Genomic DNA, 19630 nt, shown 5'->3' on the forward strand with positions numbered 1-19630 from the left:
GTGCGTGCGTGCTCAGTCCTTCGCGGCCCCGTAGTCCCGCACCGTGGAGACCGACAGCGGGAACACCACGGGGAAGTCCCGGAAGAGCAGCCGCCCGGCGTCCACCGCCGCCGCCCGGACCTGCTCGGCGACGAACGCGGCGTGCTCGACCGGCGTGTGCACCACGATCTCGTCGTGCACGAAGAACACCAGGTGCGGCCCGGTGGTCACCGGGCCCGGGAACCGCGTCGCGAGCCGGGTCCGCAGCGACCCCATCCACGCGAGCGCCCACTCGGCCGCGGTCCCCTGCACCACGAAGTTCCGCGTGAACCGTCCCCAGCTCCGGGCACGGGACTCGACCGCCCGCTGCTGGGCGGTCGTCCCGTCCACCGACCACGCCCGGTTGCGGGCGGCGAACCAGGCCTCGTCCGGCACCGGCGAGGTCCGACCGAGCAGCGTCGTGACGGGCTCCCCGCGTTCCCCCGCCCGGGCGGCCCGGTCGACCAGGCCGAGCGCGGCCGGGAACGCGCGCGCGAGCCGGGGCACGAGTCGGCCGGCGTCGCCCTGGGTCGCGCCGTACATCGCGCCGAGCATCGCGCCCTTCGCCTGCTGCCGGGTCTCCACCGCGCCCGAGGCCACCACGCCGTCGTACAGGTCACGCCCGTCGCCCGCCGTCGCCATCGCCCGGTCCCCCGCCATCGCGGCGAGCACCCGCGGCTCGAGCTGCGCGGCGTCCGCGACGACGAAGGCCCAGCCGTCGTCGGCCACCACGGCGCCGCGGACCGTCTTCGGCAGCTGCATCGCACCGCCACCGTCCGCCGCCCACCGACCGGTGACGACCCCGCCGACGACGTACTTCGGGTGGAAGCGGCCGTCCTGCACCCACTCGTCGAGCCAGGCCCAGCCGTTCGCGGTGAGCAGACGCGACAGGCGCTTGTACTCGAGCAGCGGGGCGATCACCGGGTGCTCGAGCTCCTGCAGCTCCCACTTCCGCGTGCTCGCCACCATCAGCCCCGCGGCCCGGAGCGACCGGAGGACGTCGGTCGGCGAGTCCGGGTTGAGCCCCGGGTCGCCGAGGTGTCCGCGGATCACGACCGCGAGCTCCTCGAGCCGACGCGGGCGCACCCCGGCCGGCACCCGCGGCCCGAGTGCGTCCTCGAGCAGGCGCTCGTGCACGTCCGCCCGCCACGGCAGGCCCGCGTGCAGGATCTCGGCGGCGACGAGTGCGCCGGCGGACTCCGCGGTGGTGAGCAGGCGCAGCGCGCCGGGCGTGGTCGAGGTGGCGACCGCGTCGAGCTGGCGGCGGAGCTCGGCGACCGTGTCCGCCGCGTCGTCGGCGGGCGCGACGGTGAAGAGCGCGTCGTCGAAGAGCGACGCCTGCGTCGCACGGGTGGGACGGGCCTCCTGGCCGGGGGCGTCCCACGTGTCGGACGGGAGCCGCGCGAGGGCCGTGTCCCGCGCGGCGAGCGCACTGCGCAGGATGCGGCGGCACAGCCGCAGGTCGGTGCAGCGGGCGACGCGGCCGCCGGCCGCCAGGACCGCCGGGTACCAGCGGGCCGTGTCGTCCCAGACCCAGCGGACGTCCGGTCCGTCGTGCGCCGCGACGAAGGCCGGGAGGCGCGGGTCGTCCAGCCGGGTCGGCTCACCCGCCGGCTCCCCAGCGTCGGTCAGGGGCGTCGCCGTGACGCCGCCGTCGACGCGGTGGAGGACGAGGTGCACCCGTCGATCTTCCCCCGGACCACCGTCCCCGCCGGACCGTGGGTCAGTCGGCGTGGTGCGGGTCCTGCGCCGCGTCCGTGCGGGGGTCGGTGCCGGCGGCGTCGCCCGGGCGGACCGCCGCGGTGTCGGCGACGTCGATGCGGACGTCGCCGTCCTCGGCGCGCGAGACCTCGACCCGGGGATCCGCGTCGTGCTCGTCTGAGCCGGACATGCGCCGGAAGGTGTCCTGCCGCCGTTCCTCGAAGGACATGTCGACCCCGTCGTCGAGCTCGTCGTGGTCGGGCTGGTCGGGCTGGTCGGGGAGGTCGTGGCCGGTCGCGCTCATGGTGCCGACCGTACGCGCGCGCGACCCGGAGGACCGTCCGCAGGAGTCGAGGAGCGCTCGTCGATTGTGTGCGTGATCTGGACAACCGGCAGGATGTCGGCATGCAGATCGACGCCACAGGAACGATGCCCTGGCGTCCGGTGACCCCGGACGACGTCCCGATGCACGCCGTGGTGCGCTACGAGGACCGCGGCCGGTCGGTCCTCGGCACCGCCGTCGACGTCCTCGACGCGCACGGCCGCCCATCGCTCATCGTGCTCGACGACGACGGGCAGCGGCACGTGGCGCCGTGCGACGTCACGCTCGAGATGCGGGTCGACTGACCGCTCAGCAGAGCGGGACGTTCACCGCCAGACCGCCCATCGCGGTCTCCTTGTACTTCGTCGACATGTCGGCACCCGTCTGCCGCATCGTCTCGACCACCTGGTCGAGCGACACGTGGTGCACCCCGTCGCCGCGCATCGCCATCCGCGCCGCGTTGATCGCCTTGTTCGCCGCGATCGCGTTCCGCTCGATGCACGGGATCTGCACGAGCCCGCCGATCGGGTCGCAGGTCAGGCCGAGGTTGTGCTCCATCGCGATCTCGGCGGCGTTCTCCACCTGCTCGGGACTGCCGCCGAGGACCTCGGCGAGCCCGGCGGCGGCCATCGACGCCGCGGACCCGACCTCGCCCTGGCAGCCGACCTCGGCGCCGGAGATCGACGCCCGCTCCTTGTAGATCGAGCCGACCGCCCCCGCCGTGAGCAGGAACCGGACCACGGCGTCGTCGCGGTCCTCCGGTGCGATCTCGGAGACGTAGGTGAGCGCGTAGGAGAGCACCGCCGGGATGATCCCCGCGGCACCGTTCGTCGGCGCGGTCACGACCCGGCCGCCCGTGGCGTTCTCCTCGTTGACCGCCATCGCCGTGAGGTTCACCCACTCCATCGCGAAGAGCGGGTCGTGGTGCGGGTCGTCCCGGGTGAGCTGCTCGTACCAGTTCGCGGCACGCCGACGCACGGCGAGGCCGCCCGGCAGGGTCCCGGTCCGGCGGATGCTCCGGTCGACGCTCTCGCGCATGACGTCGTGCACGTGCAGGAGCCCCGCACGCACGTCATCCACGCCACGGATCACGGTCTCGTTCGCCAGTGCGATCCCGCTCACGGGCAGGCCCGTCGCGGCGCAGGCGGCGAGGAGCTCGGCGCCGCTCGAGAACGGGTACGGCACGGCGTCGTCGACGGGGATCGCGGCCTCGGCCACGGCTCCCTCGGTGTCGCTCGTGACGAAGCCGCCGCCGATCGAGTAGTAGGTCTCCTCGGCGAGCACGGCACCGGCGGCGTCGGTGGCGGTCAGCCGCATCGCGTTCGGGTGCCGCGGCAGCATGGTGAGGGGGTGCAGCACGATGTCGGCCTGGCGGAACGGCACCGTCGCGCCACCGGCCAGTCGCAGTGACCCGGTGCGCTCGAGGTCCTCGAGCGCCGCGACCATCTCGTCGGGGTCGACCGTCTCGGGAGCGGACCCCATCAAGCCGGCGAGCACCGCGCCGAGGGTGCCGTGCCCCTGCCCGGTCGAGGCGAGCGAGCCGTACAGGTGAACGTCGATCCCGGCGACCGGTGCGTCGACGACCGCGGCGGCGAAGGCGGCCCCGGCTCGCATCGGCCCGACGGTGTGGGAACTCGACGGGCCGATCCCGACGCTGAACAGATCGAACACGGAGACCGGCACCCCTGCACACTAACCCGTCCGGACGGGCAGCCTCGGAGCCGGCAGCGCGTGGACCGCTCCATCGGCGGCAGCGTGGGACACTCGTGCCATGCCCATCCTCAACAAGGACATGCAGGTCTGCATCTCGCTCGCGGCCCGCCCGAGCAACATCGGCACGCGCTTCCACAACTTCCTCTACGACGAGCTCGGGTTGAACTTCGCGTACAAGGCCTTCACGACGACCGACCTGCCCGGCGCGGTCGCCGGCATCCGCGCGCTCGGCATCCGCGGCTGCTCGGTGTCGATGCCGTTCAAGGAGGCGGTCATCCCCCTCGTCGACGTGATCGAGGACTCCGCCGAGGCGATCCGGTCGGTCAACACCGTGGTGAACGACGACGGCGTGCTCACCGCGTCGAACACCGACTACGAGGCCGTCGCCGCCCTGCTCCGCACGCACGAGGTCGACCCAGCCGCCCGCGTGGTCCTGCGGGGTTCCGGTGGCATGGCGAAGGCGGTCACCGCGGCGTTCCGCGGCGCGGGCTTCGACCACCTCACGGTCGTCGCGCGGAACACGACCGCCGGCCCCGCCCTCGCCGAGCAGTACGGCTTCGACTGGGTCCCCGTCGAGCAGCAGGCGCCGGAGGCCGACGTGCTCGTGAACGTCACGCCGCTCGGCATGCGCGGGGCCGACGAGGACACGCTGGCCTTCGAGCAGGACCGCATCGACGCCGCGTCCACGGTCTTCGACGTCGTGGCGTTCCCCGCCGAGACCCCGCTGGTCCGCGCCGGACGCGCGTCCGGCACCCGGGTCGTCACCGGCGCCGAGGTCATCGCGCTCCAGGCGGCGCGCCAGTTCGAGCGCTACACGGGCGTCGCCCTGACGGACGACCAGGTGCAGCGCGCCAGCGCGTTCAGCCGCGCGGAGTGACGGCGGCGCGGCCCTCCGCGATCCAGCGCAGTCGGCGGATGCCCTCGTGGTTGCGGATCCAGATGCCCGGCTGGGCGAGGAACCCGGGGACGAACGACACCGCTCCGCGAACGAACTCCTCGCGCAGGGTCACCCGGCAGCCGCGCGGGTGGGGTTCGACGTCGACCTCGACACGGGCCTCGCCGAACGGCCAGCCCCGCGCCTCGATGACCAGGCGCCGTGGTTCGTCCACCTCGAGCACCGTGGTGGTGTCGTCGATGACGAACGGCCAGATGCCGAACGAGTGGTGCAGCTCGCTGCCGACGGCGGGCCACGAAGGGTCCTGGCCGCGCATGCGCGAGGCGCCGACCACCCAGGTCGGGTAGAGCCAGCCGTCGCGGAGCACGTCGAAGACCTGCTCCGGGGTGCAGTGCATGATGCGGACGTTCTTGGCCACGGTTCAGTCCTCCGGTTCGAGGTCGACGTGCTCGGACAGCCCGAAGGTGTGCGTGAGGGCACTGCGGGCGGCGTGCCACCCCGCCATGCCGTGCACCCCCGGGCCGGGTGCCGACGCCTCCGAGCACAGGTACATGCCGCCGCCCATGCGCCAGGGGTCGGACGACAGGACGGGCCGCTTGACGAGCTGCCAGAAGCTCGCGGCCCCGGCGGCGATGTCGCCGCCGACGTAGTTGGGGTTGTACTCGCCCATCTGCACGGCCGTGCGGCTGGCCGACCGCAGGATCGTGTCGCGGAAGCCGGGGGCGAACCGCTCGACCTGCCGGACGATCGCGTCCGTGGGGTCGACGTCGGATCCCGCAGGCACGTGCGCGTACGCCCAGAAGACGTGCTTCCCGCGCGGCGCACGACCCGGGTCGACGACGGTCGGCTCCGACCCGAGCACGTACGGCCGCTCGGCGTGCTGCCCGTTCGCGACCGCACGCTCCGCCGCGGCGATCTCCGCCCGGGTACCGCCGATGTGGACCGTCCCCGCCCGGCCCAGCTCCGTGTTCGTCCACGGCACCGGGTCGGACAGTGCGAAGTCGACCTTCGCCGCCGCGTTGCCGAACCGGAAGCGTCGGAGGGCGCCGCGCTTCGGGGTCGGGATCTGCTTCCCCGCGATGCCGAGCATCCCCGGCACGCTCGTGTCGAAGAGCACGGCCTTCGCCGGGGTGAGGTCGGCGAGCGAACGGACCTCGCGACCGGTCTCGATCGTGCCGCCGTGGGCGACGAGGTCCGCGGCGAGCGCATCGACGATCGCCTGGCTGCCGCCGATCGGCACCGGCCACCCGCGGCCGTGCGCGTACGAGCCGAGCGACAGCGCAGCGGCGGCCGTGGACAGCGACGGCATGTGCTGGATGGAGTGCGCCGCGACGCCGGACACCATCGCCGGTGCCACCTCGTCGCGGAAGCGCAGGTTCCACGCGGCGCTCCCCTGCTCCAGCGCGCGCAGGCCGAAGCGCGCCACGGTCAGCGGGTGCCGCGGCACGTGCAGGAGCGCGTCGGTGGCGAAGTCGGCGACCTGGTCGGCGTTGCCGGACAGCGGCGCCATGAGGTTGCGGAACGCGGGACCGTCGACGCCCAGCGCCTCGGCCGTGCGCTCGAGGTCCCGGTAGGCGATGCCGGCACGGCCGCCGTCGAGGGGGTGGCCGTACTGCACGTCGGGCAGCCGGAGCTCGATGCGGTCCTCCATCCGGAAGCGCCGGAAGAACTCGGACTGCAGCGCCATCGGGTGCACGGCCGAGCAGACGTCGTGGTGGAAGCCCGGCAGCGTGAGCTCCGCCGTGCGGGCGCCGCCACCGATCGTGTCGTTCCGTTCGACGACCTCGACCGACAGACCGGCCCGCGCGAGCGTCACCGCTGCCGCGAGCCCGTTCGGTCCGGCACCGACGACCACCGCATCAACCATGGCCCGAGCCTAGGGTCCCGTGCTTCCGTGCTCGGTCAGACGACCGTTCCGCCGCGGGACGCCCGACCGCGCTGGCTGCCCGTTCCTTCCCAGAACGCCTGTGATGGCTGGTGGAACCGGGCATGCCTGGTGGAACGGAAGGACCAGGTACGCCCGAGAGGACCAGGTACGCCCGGAACGACCAGGGCCACGCGCCGCTCCCGGGCGGGGGCCGGTGAGGGTCAGGGGCGCGCGCTGTCCGCGTCCGCGGGGTCGGTGCCGTCCTCGGCCCCGTCCCCCTCGTCCGGCTCGTCGGCGTCCGCCGGCGTGTTCGCGGGCGACCCCGCGCCGGTCGGGTGCTCGGCGAGCAGTGTCGCGAAGTCCTCGTCGAGCATCTGCTGCAGGCGCTCGTCGCGGCCGACCTCGTAGTCGTCGGCGGGACGCTGCGCCCACCCGAGCCGTCCGACCACCGTCGTGCCGATGTCGTCCCAGGCCCGTGCCCGGGCGTGCAGGACGATGCCGTCGACGAAGCCCTGGTCGTCGCGACGCCGGTCGAGCATGGTGGCGAGCTGCTCGTAGGTGGCCTCGCGCGTCCGGAGCTTCAGGTCGTCGCCCCGCTTGTAGTCGTGCTGGTGGCGCGAGCGGCCCTTCTGCTTGCTCGAGGTCGCACGGATCTCCCGCATGCGGGCGGCGTCGCCGCGCTGCTCCTCGGCCATCCGGTGCAGTTCCTCGCGGGTCGCCTCGGCGATGAGCGCGTGGTCGAAGTACCCCTGGTCGCGGAGTGCGTTCGTGATGATCCGGTTCGCCACCGCGACGGTCACGGCCGCCCGGGCGATGAGGAAGCCCTCGTCCACGGCCCGCTTGAGCTCGACCTGGCTCACGGGTCGGTCGCGGACATCGTGCTTGGTGCGTCGTCCGAACAGGGCCATGCTCCGACGATACCGGCGTGCGGCCGTCCGTCCGCAGGCTGACCCCGGATCCCGCCGCGGACGGACGCGGCTCGCTCGCCCGGCCCGTAGCGTCGAGTGCATGACCACCACGCAGACCCTCCCCCGTACCGGCCTCGGCACCGCGAGCCTCGTGCTCGGCATCTGCTCGCTGCTCGCCGGGTGGACCTTCTTCGCACCGGTCGTCGGCCTCTGCCTCGGCATCGCCTCACGGAGCCGCGAGCCGATGGCCCGCAGCCGTGCGGGCTGGGGCATCCTCCTCAACCTCGTCGCGCTGGCCGTGTGGATCCTCGCCCTCGTGCTGGTCGTCGCCTTCGGGGGCCTGGCGGTGTTCGCGAGCTTCGCCCAGACCCACTGAGCTGAGCAGACCCACTGCGCCGCTCAGACCCGCTGCGCCGAGCAGATCCGCTGCGCCGCGCCGGTCAGAGCACCAGGCCGTAGACCGCGACGTCGACCCGGCGGTCACCGAGCGGCAGCGCGCTGCGGAGCGTCCCCTCGTGCGCGAACCCGAGGCGCTCCGCGAGACGCCGGCTGCGCTCGTTGTCCACCCCGGTCCGGATCTCGACCCGGGCACTCCCCCGCTCGCGGGCGACCTCGACGAGCGCGGCGGCAGCCCGGTGCGCGATCCCCCGCCCCTCCGACCCGGCGTCGACCCAGTACCCGAGCGACGCCTGGCCGAGGTACGGGTCGAGCGCGAGCGAGGCGGACCCGACGATCCGTCCCGCGGAGCGGACGACGCACGGCACCGCCCGGTCCATCGCGTACCGGCCGAGCAGCTGCTCGGTGTGCAGCACCAGGGCCTCGCGGGTCACCGGTCCCCACGCCCACGGCTCGGCCGCGCGGAGCCGCTCGAGGTTCGCCGCGACGAGGTCGTGCACGGCGTCGACGGTGCTGAGGTCGCGCAGCGTGAGCGCGCACCCGTCGCCGAGGTCCCGTCCTGAAGCCGCCACGCTCCCGACACTAGGCACCGGCACGCCCGCACGTCCGGTGCACCCCTGCAAGCTTGCGCACCCTGCAGATCCGGGCCTCCGACAGCTACAGTGACGCCATGTCCGACACCGCGTCCGCACCGGCTCCCGCGCTGGGCCTGCGCGACCGCAAGCGCCTCGAGACGCGTCGCCGCATCGCCCGCGCCGCCCGGTCCCTCGTCCTCGAGCAGGACCTCGAGCGCACGACCATCGAGCAGATCGCCGCGCGCGCGGACGTCTCCCCGCGGACGTTCTTCAACTACTTCGCCAGCAAGGAGGACGCCGTCCTCGGGCACACCGAGGTCGACCTCTCGCCCGAGGCGCTCGACGCCCACCTCGCCGCGGTGTCCGGCCGGCCCGTCGTCGAGGCCGTGGTCGACCTGGCGTTCCTGGTGTTCGGCGAGTCCTTCGGCGACGAGCGCGAGCGCACGGACCGCAAGGAGGTCATCGTGCGCTTCCCGCAGCTCGTGCGCCGGCAGGTGGCCCGGATGACGACGGTGGCCGAGGCGATGACCGGCGCTGTCCGGACGATCCTGGCGCGCGATCCGGCGTGGGGGCCCGAGGCGGCGACGCCCGAGGCGGCCGAGATGCTCCTGGGCATGTGCATGACCGGGCTGCGCAGCGCGGCCCGCCACGAGGGCTCGGACCCCGTCGAGGTGCGCGCCCGACTCGTCGCGACCATCCGCGACACCGCCACCCGCCTCGACGCGGCCTGACGCGGACCGGCCCCGCGCAGACCGGCGCACCCGGCGACCGCGACGCGACCCCGTGGACGGCGGGAGGCGCGCCACCCACCGGCACCGCGCCTCCCGTCCGGACCTGCAGGAGGTCCCGACCACCCGACGATCCGACCACCCGACCACCCGGTCAGGGCGCCGTGATGAAGCCCTCGTCGACCATCCAGTCGAACGCGACGTCCGCCGGCTCACGCCCCTCGACGTCCACCTGCCGGTTGAGCTCCTGCAGCACCTCGTCGGTCAACGCGGGCGAGATCTGGTCGTACACGTCGCGGAGTTGCGGGTACTCCTCGAGCGTGGCCGAGTCGATCACCGGCGCGACGTTGTAGGCCGGGAAGAAGCCACGGTCGTCCTCGAGGACGGTGAGCCCGAGCGACTTGATGCGCCCGTCGGTGGTGAAGACCTCGCCGAAGTTGCACTTGCCGCGGTCCGTGGCCGTGTACACCGTCCCGGTGTCGAGGATGCTGACGTTGCTCGTCGGCACGCCGTCCTCCCCCGAGCCACCGAGCTCCAGGCCGTACTTCTCGAGCATCGGCTTGAAGCCGTCCGCACGCGAGTTGAACTCCGACTCGACGCAGAACGTGCGCTGGTCGACCGGGAGCTTCGTGATGTCCGACAGCGTCTGCACGTCGTCGAGCTCGGGGACGGCCTCGTCGCGCACGGCGAAGGCGTACGTGTTGTTCATCGGCGCGGGTTCGAGCCAGGTCAGACCGTTGCCGGCGTCCTCGTCCTTCACCGCCTGCCACTGCTCGGTCTTGTCCGGGATCCCCTGGTCGTGCGCCATGAACGTCAGCCAGGCGGTGCCCGTGTACTCGTACGTCACGTCGGCGCTGTGCGAGGTCATCAGCTCGCGGACGGCGACGGAGCCGGGCACGTTGGTCTCGTCGGTCACGTCGAACCCGGCGGCCTTCGCGGCGAGCACGGCGATCTTCCCGAGCACGAGCTGCTCGGTGAAGTTCTTCGACGTGACGGTCAGGTGGACGTCGTCCGGCAGGTCGTCGATCCGCTGGATCGAGCCGGGTGCGGCGCCCGGTACGAAGGACGCGGCCGGCTGCAGGCCGCAGCCGGTCAGGACGAGGGCGCTCGCCCCCGCCACGGCGGCTGCGGCGAGCGCGCGGCGACGGACGGACGGACGGGAGGCACGGCTCACGCCCGGCACGTCGGTGCGGCCCGCGGGGCGGTGCGGCCGAACGGCGTGCGGCTGGGCGTCGTGCGGCTGGACGGCGTGCGGCTGGTCGTCGTACGTCATCGGAGTCCCTTCGGTCGTGCGACGGTCTCGACCACGCGGCCGATCCAGTCGATGGTCAGGGCGAGGAGCGCGACGAGGAGCGCCCCGGAGACGAGCACCGCGGGCAGGAACAGGTTCACGCCCGTGGTGATGAGCAGCCCGAGGCCACCCGCACCGACGAAGGTCGCCAGGCTGGCGGTGCCGACGAGCAGGACCAGGGCGGTCCGGATGCCCGAGAGCATGACCGGCACGGCGAGCGGCAGCTCCACCTTGAGCAGGACGGCGAACGCGCTCATGCCCATGCCGCGACCGGCCTCGACGAGCCGGTCGTCGACGCTCTGCACGCCGAGCATGGTGTTCCGCAGCACCGGCAGGATCGCGTAGAGCACGAGGGCGACCACGGCCGACCAGCTGTTCAGCCCGAGCCAGGCGGCGAGCAGCACGATGAGCCCGACCGCCGGGGCGGCCTGCCCGAAGTTGGCGACCGCGATGACGGCGGTGCTCGCCCGGCGGAACGGCCCGCGGGTGAGCAGGATGCCGAGCGGGATGCCGATGACGAGCACGAGCACGGTCGCCTGCAGCGTGAGCACGAGGTGCTGCCCGGTCAGGTCGAGGATGCTCGACGGGTTGAGCGTGCTGCGCTCGGTGGCGGAGAGGTCGGCTGTGGCCAGCCACACCGCGAACCCGGCGAGGACGACGAGGATCGCGATCGGCTGGACGAGCAGGCCCTTCCAGGGGGTCCGCTCGCCCGTGGCGGGCCCGGCGACGGCGGCGGTGCTCACCGGTCGTCCTCGGCGGCACCGGTGCGGGCCGCGTGCTCGTCGTTCCGCTCCTCGATCGTGACGGGCGACGACGGCAGCGTCTCGATCGGGTTCGTGTTCGTGCCGACCGGGGCGTACGCCTGGTCGGACGCGGCGGCGGCCCGGGACCGGGTGATCGCGTCCATGACGGTCTCGACGGTGATGACGCCGCGGAACGCCTCACCGCGACCGGTGACCAGCGCGGCACCGGCACTCGAGACGAGCATGGTGTCGAGCGCGTCGTTGAGCGTCGCGGCCTCGCCGACCACGGGCAGGTCGGGCTCGACGCCCTCGGGCACCCGGGTCAGGCGCTCGAGCTGGCGGCGGCTCGGCCAGCCGACGGGGCGCTGGCGGCGGTCGACGACGACGGCGTGCTGGTGGCCGCCGGCCTCGTCCATGCGCTGCAGCACGGCGCGGGTCTCCTCGCCGGCCGAGCACGTGACGGCCGAGGCGAGCTCGACGTCACGCACGCGGTTGAGCGTCAGCTGCTTCAGCCCGGCGCCGGAGCCGATGAAGTTCTCGACGAACTCGTTCGCCGGCTCGGCCAGGATCCGCTCCGGGGTGTCGTACTGCACGATGTGCGCACCCTCGGTGAAGATCACGATCCAGTCGCCGAGCTTCACGGCCTCGTCGAAGTCGTGCGTGACGATGACGATGGTCTTGTGCAGCTCCTCCTGGATCCGGAGGAGCTCGTCCTGCAGGCGCTGCCGGGTGATCGGGTCGACGGCACCGAAGGGCTCGTCCATGAGCAGCACGGGCGGGTCGGCGGCGAGCGCGCGGGCCACGCCGACACGCTGCTGCTGACCGCCGGACAGCTCCCGCGGGAACCGGTCGCGGTAGGTGTCGGGGTCGAGGGACACCAGGTCGAGGAGCTCGTCGACGCGGGCGGCGATCTTCTCCTTCGACCAGCCGAGCATCTTCGGCACGATCGCGATGTTCGCCGCGACGGTCATGTGCGGGAAGAGCCCGCCCGCCTGGATGACGTAGCCCATGCGGCGACGGAGCTCGTCGCCGTCGATGCTCGTGACGTCCTCGTCGCCGACGACGATGCGGCCCTCGGTGGGCTCGATGAGCCGGTTGATCATCTTCAGCGTGGTGGTCTTGCCGCAGCCGGAGGGACCGACGAGCATGACGACCTTGCCGGCCGGGATCTCGAGCGTGATGCCGTCGACGGCGGGCTTCTGCTGCCCCGGGTAGCGCTTGGTGACCTCGTCGAGCAGGATGCTGCGACCGGTGACGTCGCCCTCGGGTGCGGTGGTGGTGGCGGGGTCAGTGCTGGACACGGATACCTCTCGGGGTGGTCAGGCGGCCGAGGCCGATGAGGAGCAGGTCGAGGACGAGGGCGAGCAGGACGACGCCGACCACGCCGATGACGACGGAGTTCAGGGCGTTCGCGCCGCCGAGCCGGGAGAGCCCGGAGAAGATGAAGCCGCCGAGGCCGGGGCCGAGCGCGTAGGCGGCGATCGCGGCGATGCCCATCACCATCTGCGCCGACACCCGGACGCCGCTGAGGATGATCGGCCACGCCATCGGCAGCTCGACCTGCAGCAGGGTGCGCATCCGGCTCATGCCGATCCCCCGCGCCGACTCGACGACGGTCGGCGGGATCTCGGCGAGGCCGACGACGGCGTTCCGCAGGATCGGCAGCGTCGCGAAGAACACGACCGTGACGACCGACGGCACGACGCCGAAGCCGAGCGGCACGATGAGCAGCCCGATGACCGCGAAGGACGGCAGCGTCAGCCCGATGGCCGACACCCCGTTCGCGATCGACGTGAGCTGCGGACTGCGGTAGACGAGCGTGGCGAGCACCACGGCGATGAGCGTGGCGAGCACGGTGCACTGGACGACCAGCGAGAAGTGCTGCCACGACGAGAACCAGATCTGGTCCCATCGCTCCACGACGTACTGGAGCACGGGTGGGCCCCTTCCTGGTGGGCTGGACGCCCCACAGGACGGGGCACGGACCCGACCGACCGTACGCAGGGCGACCCCCGCTTGTACAACGACAAGGACGCCGAAGCTGCGGATCCTGCGATTCCGCCCAGGAGGAAAGCCCAGGTCACGAGGGCAGCGCCCCGCACTGCCTGGGAGAACGGTAACGATGTCGAGCGGCGGTCGACTACCGGTCGTGCTCGGCCAGCCCCGCCCGCTCGGCGATGTCGACCAGGTGCGCGCGCCAGTCGGCCCACTCGGCGGCGGTCTTGTCGGCGAGGTTGCCGTCCCCGTCGCCGGCCAGACCGTCGAGCATCTCGCGCACGACGTCGGCGTGCCCCGCGTGCCGCGCGGTCTCGTACGCCAGGTGCACGAGGATCCGGTGCAGCGTCACGTCGCGACGGTCCTCGGGCCACCACGGGACGACCCCGCGGGCGTCGAGGTCGAGCGCCCCGATGGTCGCGTCGGCGTGCGCGGCGCTGCGGTGGTGGAACGCGACGACGTCCGCGGTGGTCTCTTCGAGCGAGGCGTACATGTCCTCGCCGTCCCACGACTCGAGCCACGCGGGCGGGTCGGGCAGCGGACGGTCGAACACGAGCCCGAGGTAGCCCGCCTGCACCCCGGCGACGTGCTTGACGAGCCCGAGCACGTTGGTGCCGGTCGGGGTGAGCGGCCACCGGGCCTGCCGCTCCGCCAGGCCGTCGAGCTTGGCGAGCAGCGCGGCCCGGTGCTTCCGCAGGTAGCGGTGCAGCGTGTCCTTCACCATCGCCGCGTCCGTCGTCGGGGCGGAGCCCTCGTCGGACAGCGCCGACAGGCCACTCGCCGCGATCGACGGCGACGGTGCGGCCGGGGTCACCTGCGGGACGGCGTCGGTCACGTCGTCGGGACCGCCGTCCGCCGCGCCTGGACGCGCGCGGCCTCGTGCACGGCGACGCGCTCCGCGGTGAGGAGCAGCGAGGCCACCTCGGTCGCGGTGCGGTCCGTGCCGTCGTTCCAGCTCGTCAGGTCGCGGACGCGGGCCATCCGGATGTCCGGCGCCGGGCACCAGGCGACGGCCTGCCCCTCGTCGGCCGCGAGGGCGTGCCAGACCAGGTCGAGCGCCCGCTGCACCTGCTGCGAGTGCACGACCTGCGGACCGCCGGCGGCCGAGACCACGGCGCCGACCAGGCACGCTGCCACGAGCGGACGGCCCTGGGCGTCCATCGTCGCGGCGCTCGCGGCCTTCCGCACGCGACCGTGCTCGTCGAGGTAGGCGAACCAGGAGTGCTGGATCCACCCGCGCTCGACCACGCCGCGCGCGTCGGTCAGGAGCCGCTGGAGGTCGTCGAGCTCGTGCAGGTGCGCGACCAGTCGACGGTCGCGGGCGACGGCCCGACGGGCGGCGAGGCGGTCGAGCAGGCCGCGGACGCCGGCACGCCCGGGAGCGTTCGGACCCCGGCGGTCGGACCGGGTGGACGGGGCGGGGGTGGCGTCGGTGTCGACGTCGTGCGGGGCGTGGAACTCGAGGGTCATCAGGCCCCTCCGATCTCCGGTGCACGGTCAGGTGAGGGAACGATAAGCCCCGGTGCCCTCAGTCGTCCAGCACCGCGTCGATCGCGGCGGCCGCGGTCGTCCGGAACGCGTCGTCGTCGGTGACGGCGAGCGCCGACGCGAGCGACACCGCCCAGCCGCGGGCGCGTGTCCAGGTGGCCGCGTCGGCGGGGACGAGCGCGGCGAACGCGCGCCGTCCCGCACGGTCGAAGGTCAGCCACCGCGTCGCGAGGTCGACCGCCGGGTCGCCCGAGGTCACGTCCCCGAAGTCGACCACGGCGGACAGGTGCTCGTCGCCGAGCGGCTGCCGCTGGACGAGCAGGTTGAAGGGGTGCAGGTCGCCGTGCACCCAGACGGGAGGCCCGGTGTGCGTCGGCTCGCCGGCCGCGGTCCGCCAGAGCGCCGCCAGCTCGGCCGCCCGGGGCACGTCGGCCGTCGCCAGTCGCGTCAGCACCGCGTCCGTGCGGGTCGCCAGCGGGACCGCGCGGACCGGGTTCACGGGGGCGTCGGCGGGGGCGGGCACGTGCAGCCGGTCGAGGAACGCCGCGAGCGTCCGCGCCACCGCCTCCCCCTGCGGGCGCTCCCCGGCGGGACGGCCCGGCAGCCAGGGCACGACGCTCCAGGTCCACGGGTACCCGAGCGCCGGTCGGCCGGTGCGGACCGGCTCGGGGACCGCCACCACCCCGCCGACCCGGGCGGCGATGTCCGGCAGCCAGCGCTGTTCGTGGGCGACGAGCCGTGCGGCCGCCGCGCGCCGGGGCAGCCGCACGGCCAGGTCGTCGCCGGCACGGACCACCACGTTGTCCCAGCCGCTCGCGACGACCCGCAGTGGTCGGTCGGCCAGGTCGGGGTGCTGGTCGCGGAGCAGGGCGGCGACGAGGGCCACGTCGATGCGGTGCTCGGCTGCCGGGGTCGCCACGGGCCCAGGGTAGCGGGGTCGCCGGTCCGGGCCGGGCGGTCCCGCGAACTGGGGCTGCTCGCGGAAACGTACTCCGCGGTATCCTCGTGGCACAGCGACGTGGGTGTCCCTGGGGGGACCCGCGTCGCCCTCAGTCGACCGGGTCCCCGGCACCGTCCGCACACGCGGCCGGTCCCGGTGGGTCCGGCGCGATGATCGCCACCAGCCGTGGCACCTCGGCCCGTGTCCGTTCCGTCCCGATCGCGCTGAGCAGGACCGTCCAGAGCTCCCGAAGGCGCTCGTACAGGTCGGCGCGGTCGCGCAGCACGTCCGAGATCATCTGGACGCCCGCGACCGCGGGGTTCACCACGCGTCCGACGAGCTCGGGGTCCCACGACGGGTCGACCTCACCCGCGTCCACTGCGCGGCGGACGAGGTCGGCGGTGTGCCCGACCCAGTGGTCGTACGGGTGCTCCCGCGGGATCGCCCGCGCGTTCGGGTCGGCGGTCAGGCGCAGACCGGCGCGCACGACGACCTCGCTGGTCATCTGCGCGGCGACGCCCTGCGACATCCACATGAGCGACTCGAGCGGCGACGCCACCCGGGCGGCGGCCGCCGCGGCGTACCGGCGCGAGACCTCGTCCTGCGCCGCGATCACCGCGCTCGCCGTGTCGGCCTTCGACCGGAAGTGGAAGTAGAGCGCGCCCTTGGTCATCCCGGCCCGCTCGGCGACCCCGTCCATCGACGCCCCGGCGTAGCCGCGCTCGTCGAACTCCGCGGCGGCGGCCTCGATGAGGGCCGCCCGCGTCGCCACCGCCCGATCCTGCCTGCCCCGGCCGTCCTGCGCCATGCCGTCGATGGTAACCAGCGGAGCCGGTCGGAAGGAGGCCCTCAGGGGACCCCCCGGCGCGCTGTCGTACCGTGACCGGCATGGACGGATGGCGGAACCCGCGACGCTGGGCCCGGACGGGACGGTGGCTGCTGCTGCCGATCGCGGTGCTCGACTGGGTGGCGCTCACCCCGCAGCCCGTGGTGGTCGTCGCCTTCCTGCTCGCGGTGCTCGGGTTCGCCGGGCTCGCCGCGGCCCTGGTCGTCCGGATGCTGCACGGCCCGCGCGGGGCGATGGCCGGGCTCGGCGTGGTGCTGCTGCTCGGCGGTCTCGTCGTGCTCGGGACCGACCCGTTCCCCGGCACGGTCCCGTTCCTCGACCCGTGGTGGCCGGCGGCGATCACGCAGCCGCAGGTGGTCGGCAGCGCGTACTGGAAGACCGCGGGGCTCGGCGTCGAGCTCGCCGGTGTGGCGCTCCTGGCGACCCTGCTCGTGGCGGCGGCCACCGGACGACCGGCACCGCGCGCCCGCTAGCCCGCTGCGTCCGTCAGTCCACAGCGTTCGTCAGTCCGCAGCGCCCGTCAGTCCGCAGCGGGCCGGGTGAGCACGACGACGGTGACGTCCGCGGTCGTCCGGTCGGTGGGGACCAGTGCCCGGACGTGGTCGACCAGGTCGTCGGGGTGCGCCGCGGCGACGGTCGCGAGGCCGTGCGCGTCCCCGACGCCGTCGAGCCCGAGGGTGCCGTCCGTGACGAACACGACGCGGTCGCCGGGCGCGAGGTCGAGGGAGGACACGCTCCGCTGGACCCCGCCGGACCGCAGGCCGAACGGCAGGTCCGTGGACCGCAGCGGGGTGACGGTGCCGCCGGACAGGTGCAGCGCCTCCCCGTGGCCGGCGTCCACCCACTCGGCGTGACCCGACGTCGGGTCGAACCGCAGGTGCAGGAGCGAGCCGACGGCGCCGGCGGTCGACAGGTCGGGGGTGAGCTGTGCCTCCAGGCCGGCGACCGCGTCGCGGAGCGGCAGGTCCGTCCGGGCGACCACGGCCGCGCGGACCGAGGCGGCGAGGAGCGCCGAGGCGCGACCGGCTGCGGTCACCGTGCCGACGGTGACGTGCACCGAGCCGTCGGCGGCGGTGCGCCAGTCGGCGAGGTCGCCGCCGTCCTCGTCCGCCACGACGAGCCCCGTGACCGACGCACCGGGGACGGTGACCGGGTCCGGCACGAGCCCGGCGAGCACCCGCTGGACGCGGCCGCGCTCGATCGAGTACCCGAGCTCCCGCTCCGCCCAGCGGGCGAGGTCGCCGAGGAGCGCGAGGTCCTCGTCGGAGAAGACCCGCGGCTCGGCGTCCATCACGCAGAGGGTGCCCACGCGCGTGCCGTCCGGCATGGTCAGCGGGGCGCCCGCGTAGAACCGGATGCCGTACTCGGTCACCGCTCGCGACTGCGCGAACCGCATGTCGAGCGCGGCGTCCGGGATCACCATCGGCTCGGGGCTCAGCACGGTCGTCGCGCAGAACTGCTCGCTCGCGGGGACGCTCGTGCCCTGCTGGAACCCGAACGTCGACTGCGTGGTGACGAGGTCGTGGTGGACGAGGTTGAGGAAGGTGAGCGGGACGCCGAAGGCCTCGTGGGTCATGCGGGTGATGCGGTCGAAGCGCTCCTCCGGGCCGGAGCCCAGGACCTCGAGCGCCTCGATCACCGCGGTGCGCCTGTCCGCACCGGCGAGATGGTTGGTCACGCCTCCTGTGTACCCGACCCACCGCTGAGGAACCAGTCCCGCGGGTGGGGGTCGGCCGTCAGCTGCCGGCGCTCGGACGTGGGAGCGGCCCAGGCTGCGGCGTTGGCGAGCACCCGCTGGACGTCCGCGTGGTGGTACACCGGGTACTCCTGGTCGCCGGGCGAGAAGTAGAACACCCGGCCGAGACCCCGGCGGTAGGCGACCCCGGAGCGGAAGACCTCGCCGCCGGCGAACGTCGACAGGAAGACCTCCTCGTCCGGGCGCGGGATGTCGAAGTACTCGCCGTACATCTCCTGACGGTCGATGACGATCGGGTGCGGGACGCCCGCGGCGATCGGGTGCTCGGGTGCGATCGTCCAGACGAGCTCCCGCTCGCCGTCGTTGCGCCACTTCAGGGAGCACGTGGTGCCCATCAGCCGGGTGAACGGCTTCGAGTAGTGCCCGGAGTGCAGGACGACGAGCCCCATGCCGGCGTGGACGGCCTCGACCACGCGGGTGACCACCTCGTCGGACACGTCCTGGTGCGCCACGTGGCCCCACCAGAACAGCACGTCGGTCGTGGCGAGCCGCTCGGCGGTCAGGCCGTGCTCGGGCTCCTGCAGCGTGGCCGTGGACACGGACGCCCCGGGGTGTTGCTCGCGGAGGGCGGCGGCGATCACGGTGTGCATGCCGTCGGGGTAGTGCCCGAGCACGGTCGCGTCGCCGCGGCTCTCGTGCACGTTCTCGTTCCAGACGACGATGTTCAGGGGACGGCTCTCGGTCGGCGCTGACATGACGACGACGCTACCCGGTGTCGGGTCGAATCGATACGACCGGCCGTGTGTCGGGAGTCTCCCCGGCAGGGTGCGCGACCATGTCGGCATGACTCCCCGATCCCTGTTCCGCGCCGCCGCCGTGGCCGAACTCGTGACCTGGACGCTGCTCATCGCCGGGATGGTGCTGAAGTACGCGCTCGACGCCGGCGACTGGGGCGTGCGCATCGGCGGGAGCATCCACGGCTTCGTGTTCCTGGCCTACCTCGTGGTGACGACGGTCGTCGCGGTGAACCAGCGCTGGTCCGTCGGGGCGCTCGTGCTCGGCTGGGCGAGTGCCGTCGTGCCGTACGCCACGGTGCCGTTCGAGGTCGCGGTCGCCCGGCGCGGCATGCTCGAGGGGCCCTGGCGACGGACCGCCGACGAGCGGTCCGGGGTCTGGGACCGCCTGCTCTTCTTCGTGGTGCGTCGGCCCGGGGTGTCGGCGGCGATCGGGGTCGTGGCGGTCGCGCTGGTGTTCTCGGCGCTGCTGGTCGTCGGTCCCCCGGTCCCGAAGGGCTGACGCGGCAGGCCTAGCACGCGCGGCGCGCGGCCTCCGACCGCCGAGGTTCCACGACTTGCCGCTCAGGTTCGTCGAGGTTCCGCTCGAGCGCTGGATCTGCCTCGAGAGTGCAGAATTCGGGAACCTCGAGTGCGCGGCGGCGGCGGGGCAGGCGGCACGACGACGGACGGGAGGCGCGGTGCCAGCCGGCACCGCGCCTCCCGTCCGTCGT

General features: G+C 73.7%; 23 protein-coding genes. 6 read left to right on the plus strand and 17 right to left on the minus strand.

Translation table 11 applies throughout. The features are described from left to right. Nucleotides 1–12: 12 nt before the first annotated feature. Together QUG92_RS06015 and QUG92_RS06020 are read right to left on the minus strand one after the other, a co-directional pair. A complete protein-coding gene (locus QUG92_RS06015) occupies nt 13–1698 on the minus strand; it encodes a bifunctional 3'-5' exonuclease/DNA polymerase (protein ID WP_289458062.1) in 1686 nt (561 codons plus the stop codon). Between the two features lie 43 nt (nt 1699–1741). Continuing rightward, nucleotides 1742–2023 carry a hypothetical protein gene (locus QUG92_RS06020; protein ID WP_289458063.1) on the minus strand — a complete coding sequence of 94 codons (282 nt, stop codon included), beginning with the start codon at nt 2021–2023 and terminating at the stop codon, nt 1742–1744. 101 nt (nt 2024–2124) lie between these two features. On the opposite strand from QUG92_RS06020, the gene QUG92_RS06025 reads away from it, so the two are divergent. Next, nucleotides 2125–2346 (plus strand): hypothetical protein, encoded by a 222-nt coding sequence (locus QUG92_RS06025; protein WP_069713188.1) that lies wholly within the window; start codon nt 2125–2127, stop codon nt 2344–2346. 4 nt (nt 2347–2350) lie between these two features. On the opposite strand, the gene QUG92_RS06030 is transcribed toward QUG92_RS06025, so the two are convergent. Beyond that, nucleotides 2351–3724: an L-serine ammonia-lyase gene (locus tag QUG92_RS06030; protein WP_289458064.1), complete on the minus strand. Its 1374-nt coding sequence runs from the start codon at nt 3722–3724 to the stop codon at nt 2351–2353. Nucleotides 3725–3812: 88 nt separating this feature from the next. Between QUG92_RS06030 and QUG92_RS06035 the strand changes: the two genes are divergently transcribed. Beyond that, a complete protein-coding gene (locus QUG92_RS06035; protein WP_289458065.1) occupies nt 3813–4631 on the plus strand; it encodes a shikimate 5-dehydrogenase in 819 nt (272 codons plus the stop codon). Here the strand turns inward: QUG92_RS06035 and QUG92_RS06040 are convergent. The 3 genes from QUG92_RS06040 to QUG92_RS06050 all read right to left on the minus strand — a co-directional run bounded on the left by QUG92_RS06040 (nt 4615) and on the right by QUG92_RS06050 (nt 7424). Continuing rightward, nucleotides 4615–5067 (minus strand): SRPBCC family protein, encoded by a 453-nt coding sequence (locus QUG92_RS06040; RefSeq protein ID WP_289458066.1) that lies wholly within the window; start codon nt 5065–5067, stop codon nt 4615–4617. The two genes, QUG92_RS06035 and QUG92_RS06040, sit on opposite strands and share 17 nt — an antisense overlap. A gap of 3 nt (nt 5068–5070) precedes the next feature. After that, nucleotides 5071–6516, minus strand: coding sequence for a phytoene desaturase family protein (locus tag QUG92_RS06045; RefSeq protein ID WP_289458067.1), 1446 nt, complete (start codon nt 6514–6516; stop codon nt 5071–5073). 221 nt (nt 6517–6737) lie between these two features. Continuing rightward, nucleotides 6738–7424 (minus strand): hypothetical protein, encoded by a 687-nt coding sequence (locus tag QUG92_RS06050; protein WP_182045284.1) that lies wholly within the window; start codon nt 7422–7424, stop codon nt 6738–6740. A 100-nt stretch (nt 7425–7524) separates the two neighbouring features. Here QUG92_RS06050 and QUG92_RS06055 point away from each other — a divergent pair, with 100 nt between their 5' ends. After that, nucleotides 7525–7800, plus strand: coding sequence for a hypothetical protein (locus tag QUG92_RS06055; protein WP_182045283.1), 276 nt, complete (start codon nt 7525–7527; stop codon nt 7798–7800). Between the two features lie 64 nt (nt 7801–7864). Here QUG92_RS06055 and QUG92_RS06060 read toward each other — a convergent pair whose 3' ends face one another. Continuing rightward, the gene (locus QUG92_RS06060) at nt 7865–8392 is read right to left on the minus strand and encodes a GNAT family N-acetyltransferase (RefSeq protein WP_182045282.1); all 528 of its coding nucleotides are present in this window, start codon (nt 8390–8392) and stop codon (nt 7865–7867) included. 98 nt (nt 8393–8490) lie between these two features. On the opposite strand from QUG92_RS06060, the gene QUG92_RS06065 reads away from it, so the two are divergent. After that, entirely contained in the window at nt 8491–9126 is a 636-nt protein-coding gene (locus QUG92_RS06065; RefSeq protein ID WP_083263980.1) for a TetR/AcrR family transcriptional regulator, read from the plus strand. Between the two features lie 151 nt (nt 9127–9277). On the opposite strand, the gene QUG92_RS06070 is transcribed toward QUG92_RS06065, so the two are convergent. The 8 genes from QUG92_RS06070 to QUG92_RS06105 form a co-directional block, all read right to left on the minus strand. After that, nucleotides 9278–10396, minus strand: coding sequence for a glycine betaine ABC transporter substrate-binding protein (locus tag QUG92_RS06070; protein ID WP_182045281.1), 1119 nt, complete (start codon nt 10394–10396; stop codon nt 9278–9280). Further along, nucleotides 10393–11157: an ABC transporter permease gene (locus QUG92_RS06075; protein WP_182045280.1), complete on the minus strand. Its 765-nt coding sequence runs from the start codon at nt 11155–11157 to the stop codon at nt 10393–10395. Before QUG92_RS06075 ends, QUG92_RS06070 begins: the two co-directional genes overlap by 4 nt. After that, nucleotides 11154–12458 (minus strand): ABC transporter ATP-binding protein, encoded by a 1305-nt coding sequence (locus tag QUG92_RS06080; RefSeq protein WP_182045279.1) that lies wholly within the window; start codon nt 12456–12458, stop codon nt 11154–11156. Before QUG92_RS06080 ends, QUG92_RS06075 begins: the two co-directional genes overlap by 4 nt. Further along, complete coding sequence (locus QUG92_RS06085; protein WP_069713178.1) at nt 12445–13092, minus strand: ABC transporter permease; 648 nt, start codon at nt 13090–13092, stop codon at nt 12445–12447. Before QUG92_RS06085 ends, QUG92_RS06080 begins: the two co-directional genes overlap by 14 nt. Nucleotides 13093–13297: 205 nt before the next feature. Then, nucleotides 13298–13987, minus strand: a complete 690-nt coding sequence (locus QUG92_RS06090) for a DinB family protein (protein ID WP_289458068.1) — start codon at nt 13985–13987, stop codon at nt 13298–13300. Beyond that, entirely contained in the window at nt 13984–14622 is a 639-nt protein-coding gene (locus QUG92_RS06095) for a DUF6197 family protein (RefSeq protein WP_182045278.1), read from the minus strand. The genes QUG92_RS06090 and QUG92_RS06095 overlap by 4 nt, the downstream gene beginning before the upstream one ends. A 58-nt stretch (nt 14623–14680) precedes the next feature. Then, complete coding sequence (locus tag QUG92_RS06100; RefSeq protein WP_289458070.1) at nt 14681–15559, minus strand: aminoglycoside phosphotransferase family protein; 879 nt, start codon at nt 15557–15559, stop codon at nt 14681–14683. Nucleotides 15560–15689: 130 nt separating this feature from the next. Then, a complete protein-coding gene (locus QUG92_RS06105) occupies nt 15690–16352 on the minus strand; it encodes a ScbR family autoregulator-binding transcription factor (protein WP_289458071.1) in 663 nt (220 codons plus the stop codon). 116 nt (nt 16353–16468) lie between these two features. Here QUG92_RS06105 and QUG92_RS06110 point away from each other — a divergent pair, with 116 nt between their 5' ends. Continuing rightward, nucleotides 16469–16900, plus strand: a complete 432-nt coding sequence (locus tag QUG92_RS06110; RefSeq protein WP_141718994.1) for a hypothetical protein — start codon at nt 16469–16471, stop codon at nt 16898–16900. A gap of 47 nt (nt 16901–16947) precedes the next feature. On the opposite strand, the gene QUG92_RS06115 is transcribed toward QUG92_RS06110, so the two are convergent. Together QUG92_RS06115 and QUG92_RS06120 are read right to left on the minus strand one after the other, a co-directional pair. Then, the gene (locus QUG92_RS06115) at nt 16948–18105 is read right to left on the minus strand and encodes a PP2C family protein-serine/threonine phosphatase (RefSeq protein ID WP_182045275.1); all 1158 of its coding nucleotides are present in this window, start codon (nt 18103–18105) and stop codon (nt 16948–16950) included. After that, on the minus strand, nt 18102–18878 hold the full coding sequence (locus QUG92_RS06120; protein ID WP_182045274.1) for a ThuA domain-containing protein: 777 nt from the start codon (nt 18876–18878) through the stop codon (nt 18102–18104). Before QUG92_RS06120 ends, QUG92_RS06115 begins: the two co-directional genes overlap by 4 nt. A gap of 88 nt (nt 18879–18966) precedes the next feature. Between QUG92_RS06120 and QUG92_RS06125 the strand changes: the two genes are divergently transcribed. Further along, entirely contained in the window at nt 18967–19419 is a 453-nt protein-coding gene (locus tag QUG92_RS06125) for a DUF3817 domain-containing protein (protein ID WP_182045273.1), read from the plus strand. Nucleotides 19420–19630 lie beyond the last annotated feature (211 nt).

Origin of the sequence: Curtobacterium citri, assembly GCF_030362955.1 — a bacterium.
Classification (GTDB): Bacteria; Actinomycetota; Actinomycetes; order Actinomycetales; family Microbacteriaceae; genus Curtobacterium; species Curtobacterium citri.

Bases quoted from the DNA above. Each gene is read 5' to 3' on its own strand.
- QUG92_RS06125 (WP_182045273.1), top strand. From the start codon at position 18,967: ATGACTCCCCGATCCCTGTTCCGCGCCGCCGCCGTGGCCGAACTCGTG.
- QUG92_RS06095 (WP_182045278.1), bottom strand. From the start codon at position 14,622: ATGACCCTCGAGTTCCACGCCCCGCACGACGTCGACACCGACGCCACC.
- QUG92_RS06070 (WP_182045281.1), bottom strand. From the start codon at position 10,396: ATGACGTACGACGACCAGCCGCACGCCGTCCAGCCGCACGACGCCCAG.
- QUG92_RS06065 (WP_083263980.1), top strand. From the start codon at position 8,491: ATGTCCGACACCGCGTCCGCACCGGCTCCCGCGCTGGGCCTGCGCGAC.
- QUG92_RS06025 (WP_069713188.1), top strand. From the start codon at position 2,125: ATGCAGATCGACGCCACAGGAACGATGCCCTGGCGTCCGGTGACCCCG.
- QUG92_RS06050 (WP_182045284.1), bottom strand. From the start codon at position 7,424: ATGGCCCTGTTCGGACGACGCACCAAGCACGATGTCCGCGACCGACCC.
- QUG92_RS06055 (WP_182045283.1), top strand. From the start codon at position 7,525: ATGACCACCACGCAGACCCTCCCCCGTACCGGCCTCGGCACCGCGAGC.
- QUG92_RS06020 (WP_289458063.1), bottom strand. From the start codon at position 2,023: ATGAGCGCGACCGGCCACGACCTCCCCGACCAGCCCGACCAGCCCGAC.
- QUG92_RS06120 (WP_182045274.1), bottom strand. From the start codon at position 18,878: ATGTCAGCGCCGACCGAGAGCCGTCCCCTGAACATCGTCGTCTGGAAC.
- QUG92_RS06035 (WP_289458065.1), top strand. From the start codon at position 3,813: ATGCCCATCCTCAACAAGGACATGCAGGTCTGCATCTCGCTCGCGGCC.
- QUG92_RS06110 (WP_141718994.1), top strand. From the start codon at position 16,469: ATGGACGGATGGCGGAACCCGCGACGCTGGGCCCGGACGGGACGGTGG.
- QUG92_RS06045 (WP_289458067.1), bottom strand. From the start codon at position 6,516: ATGGTTGATGCGGTGGTCGTCGGTGCCGGACCGAACGGGCTCGCGGCA.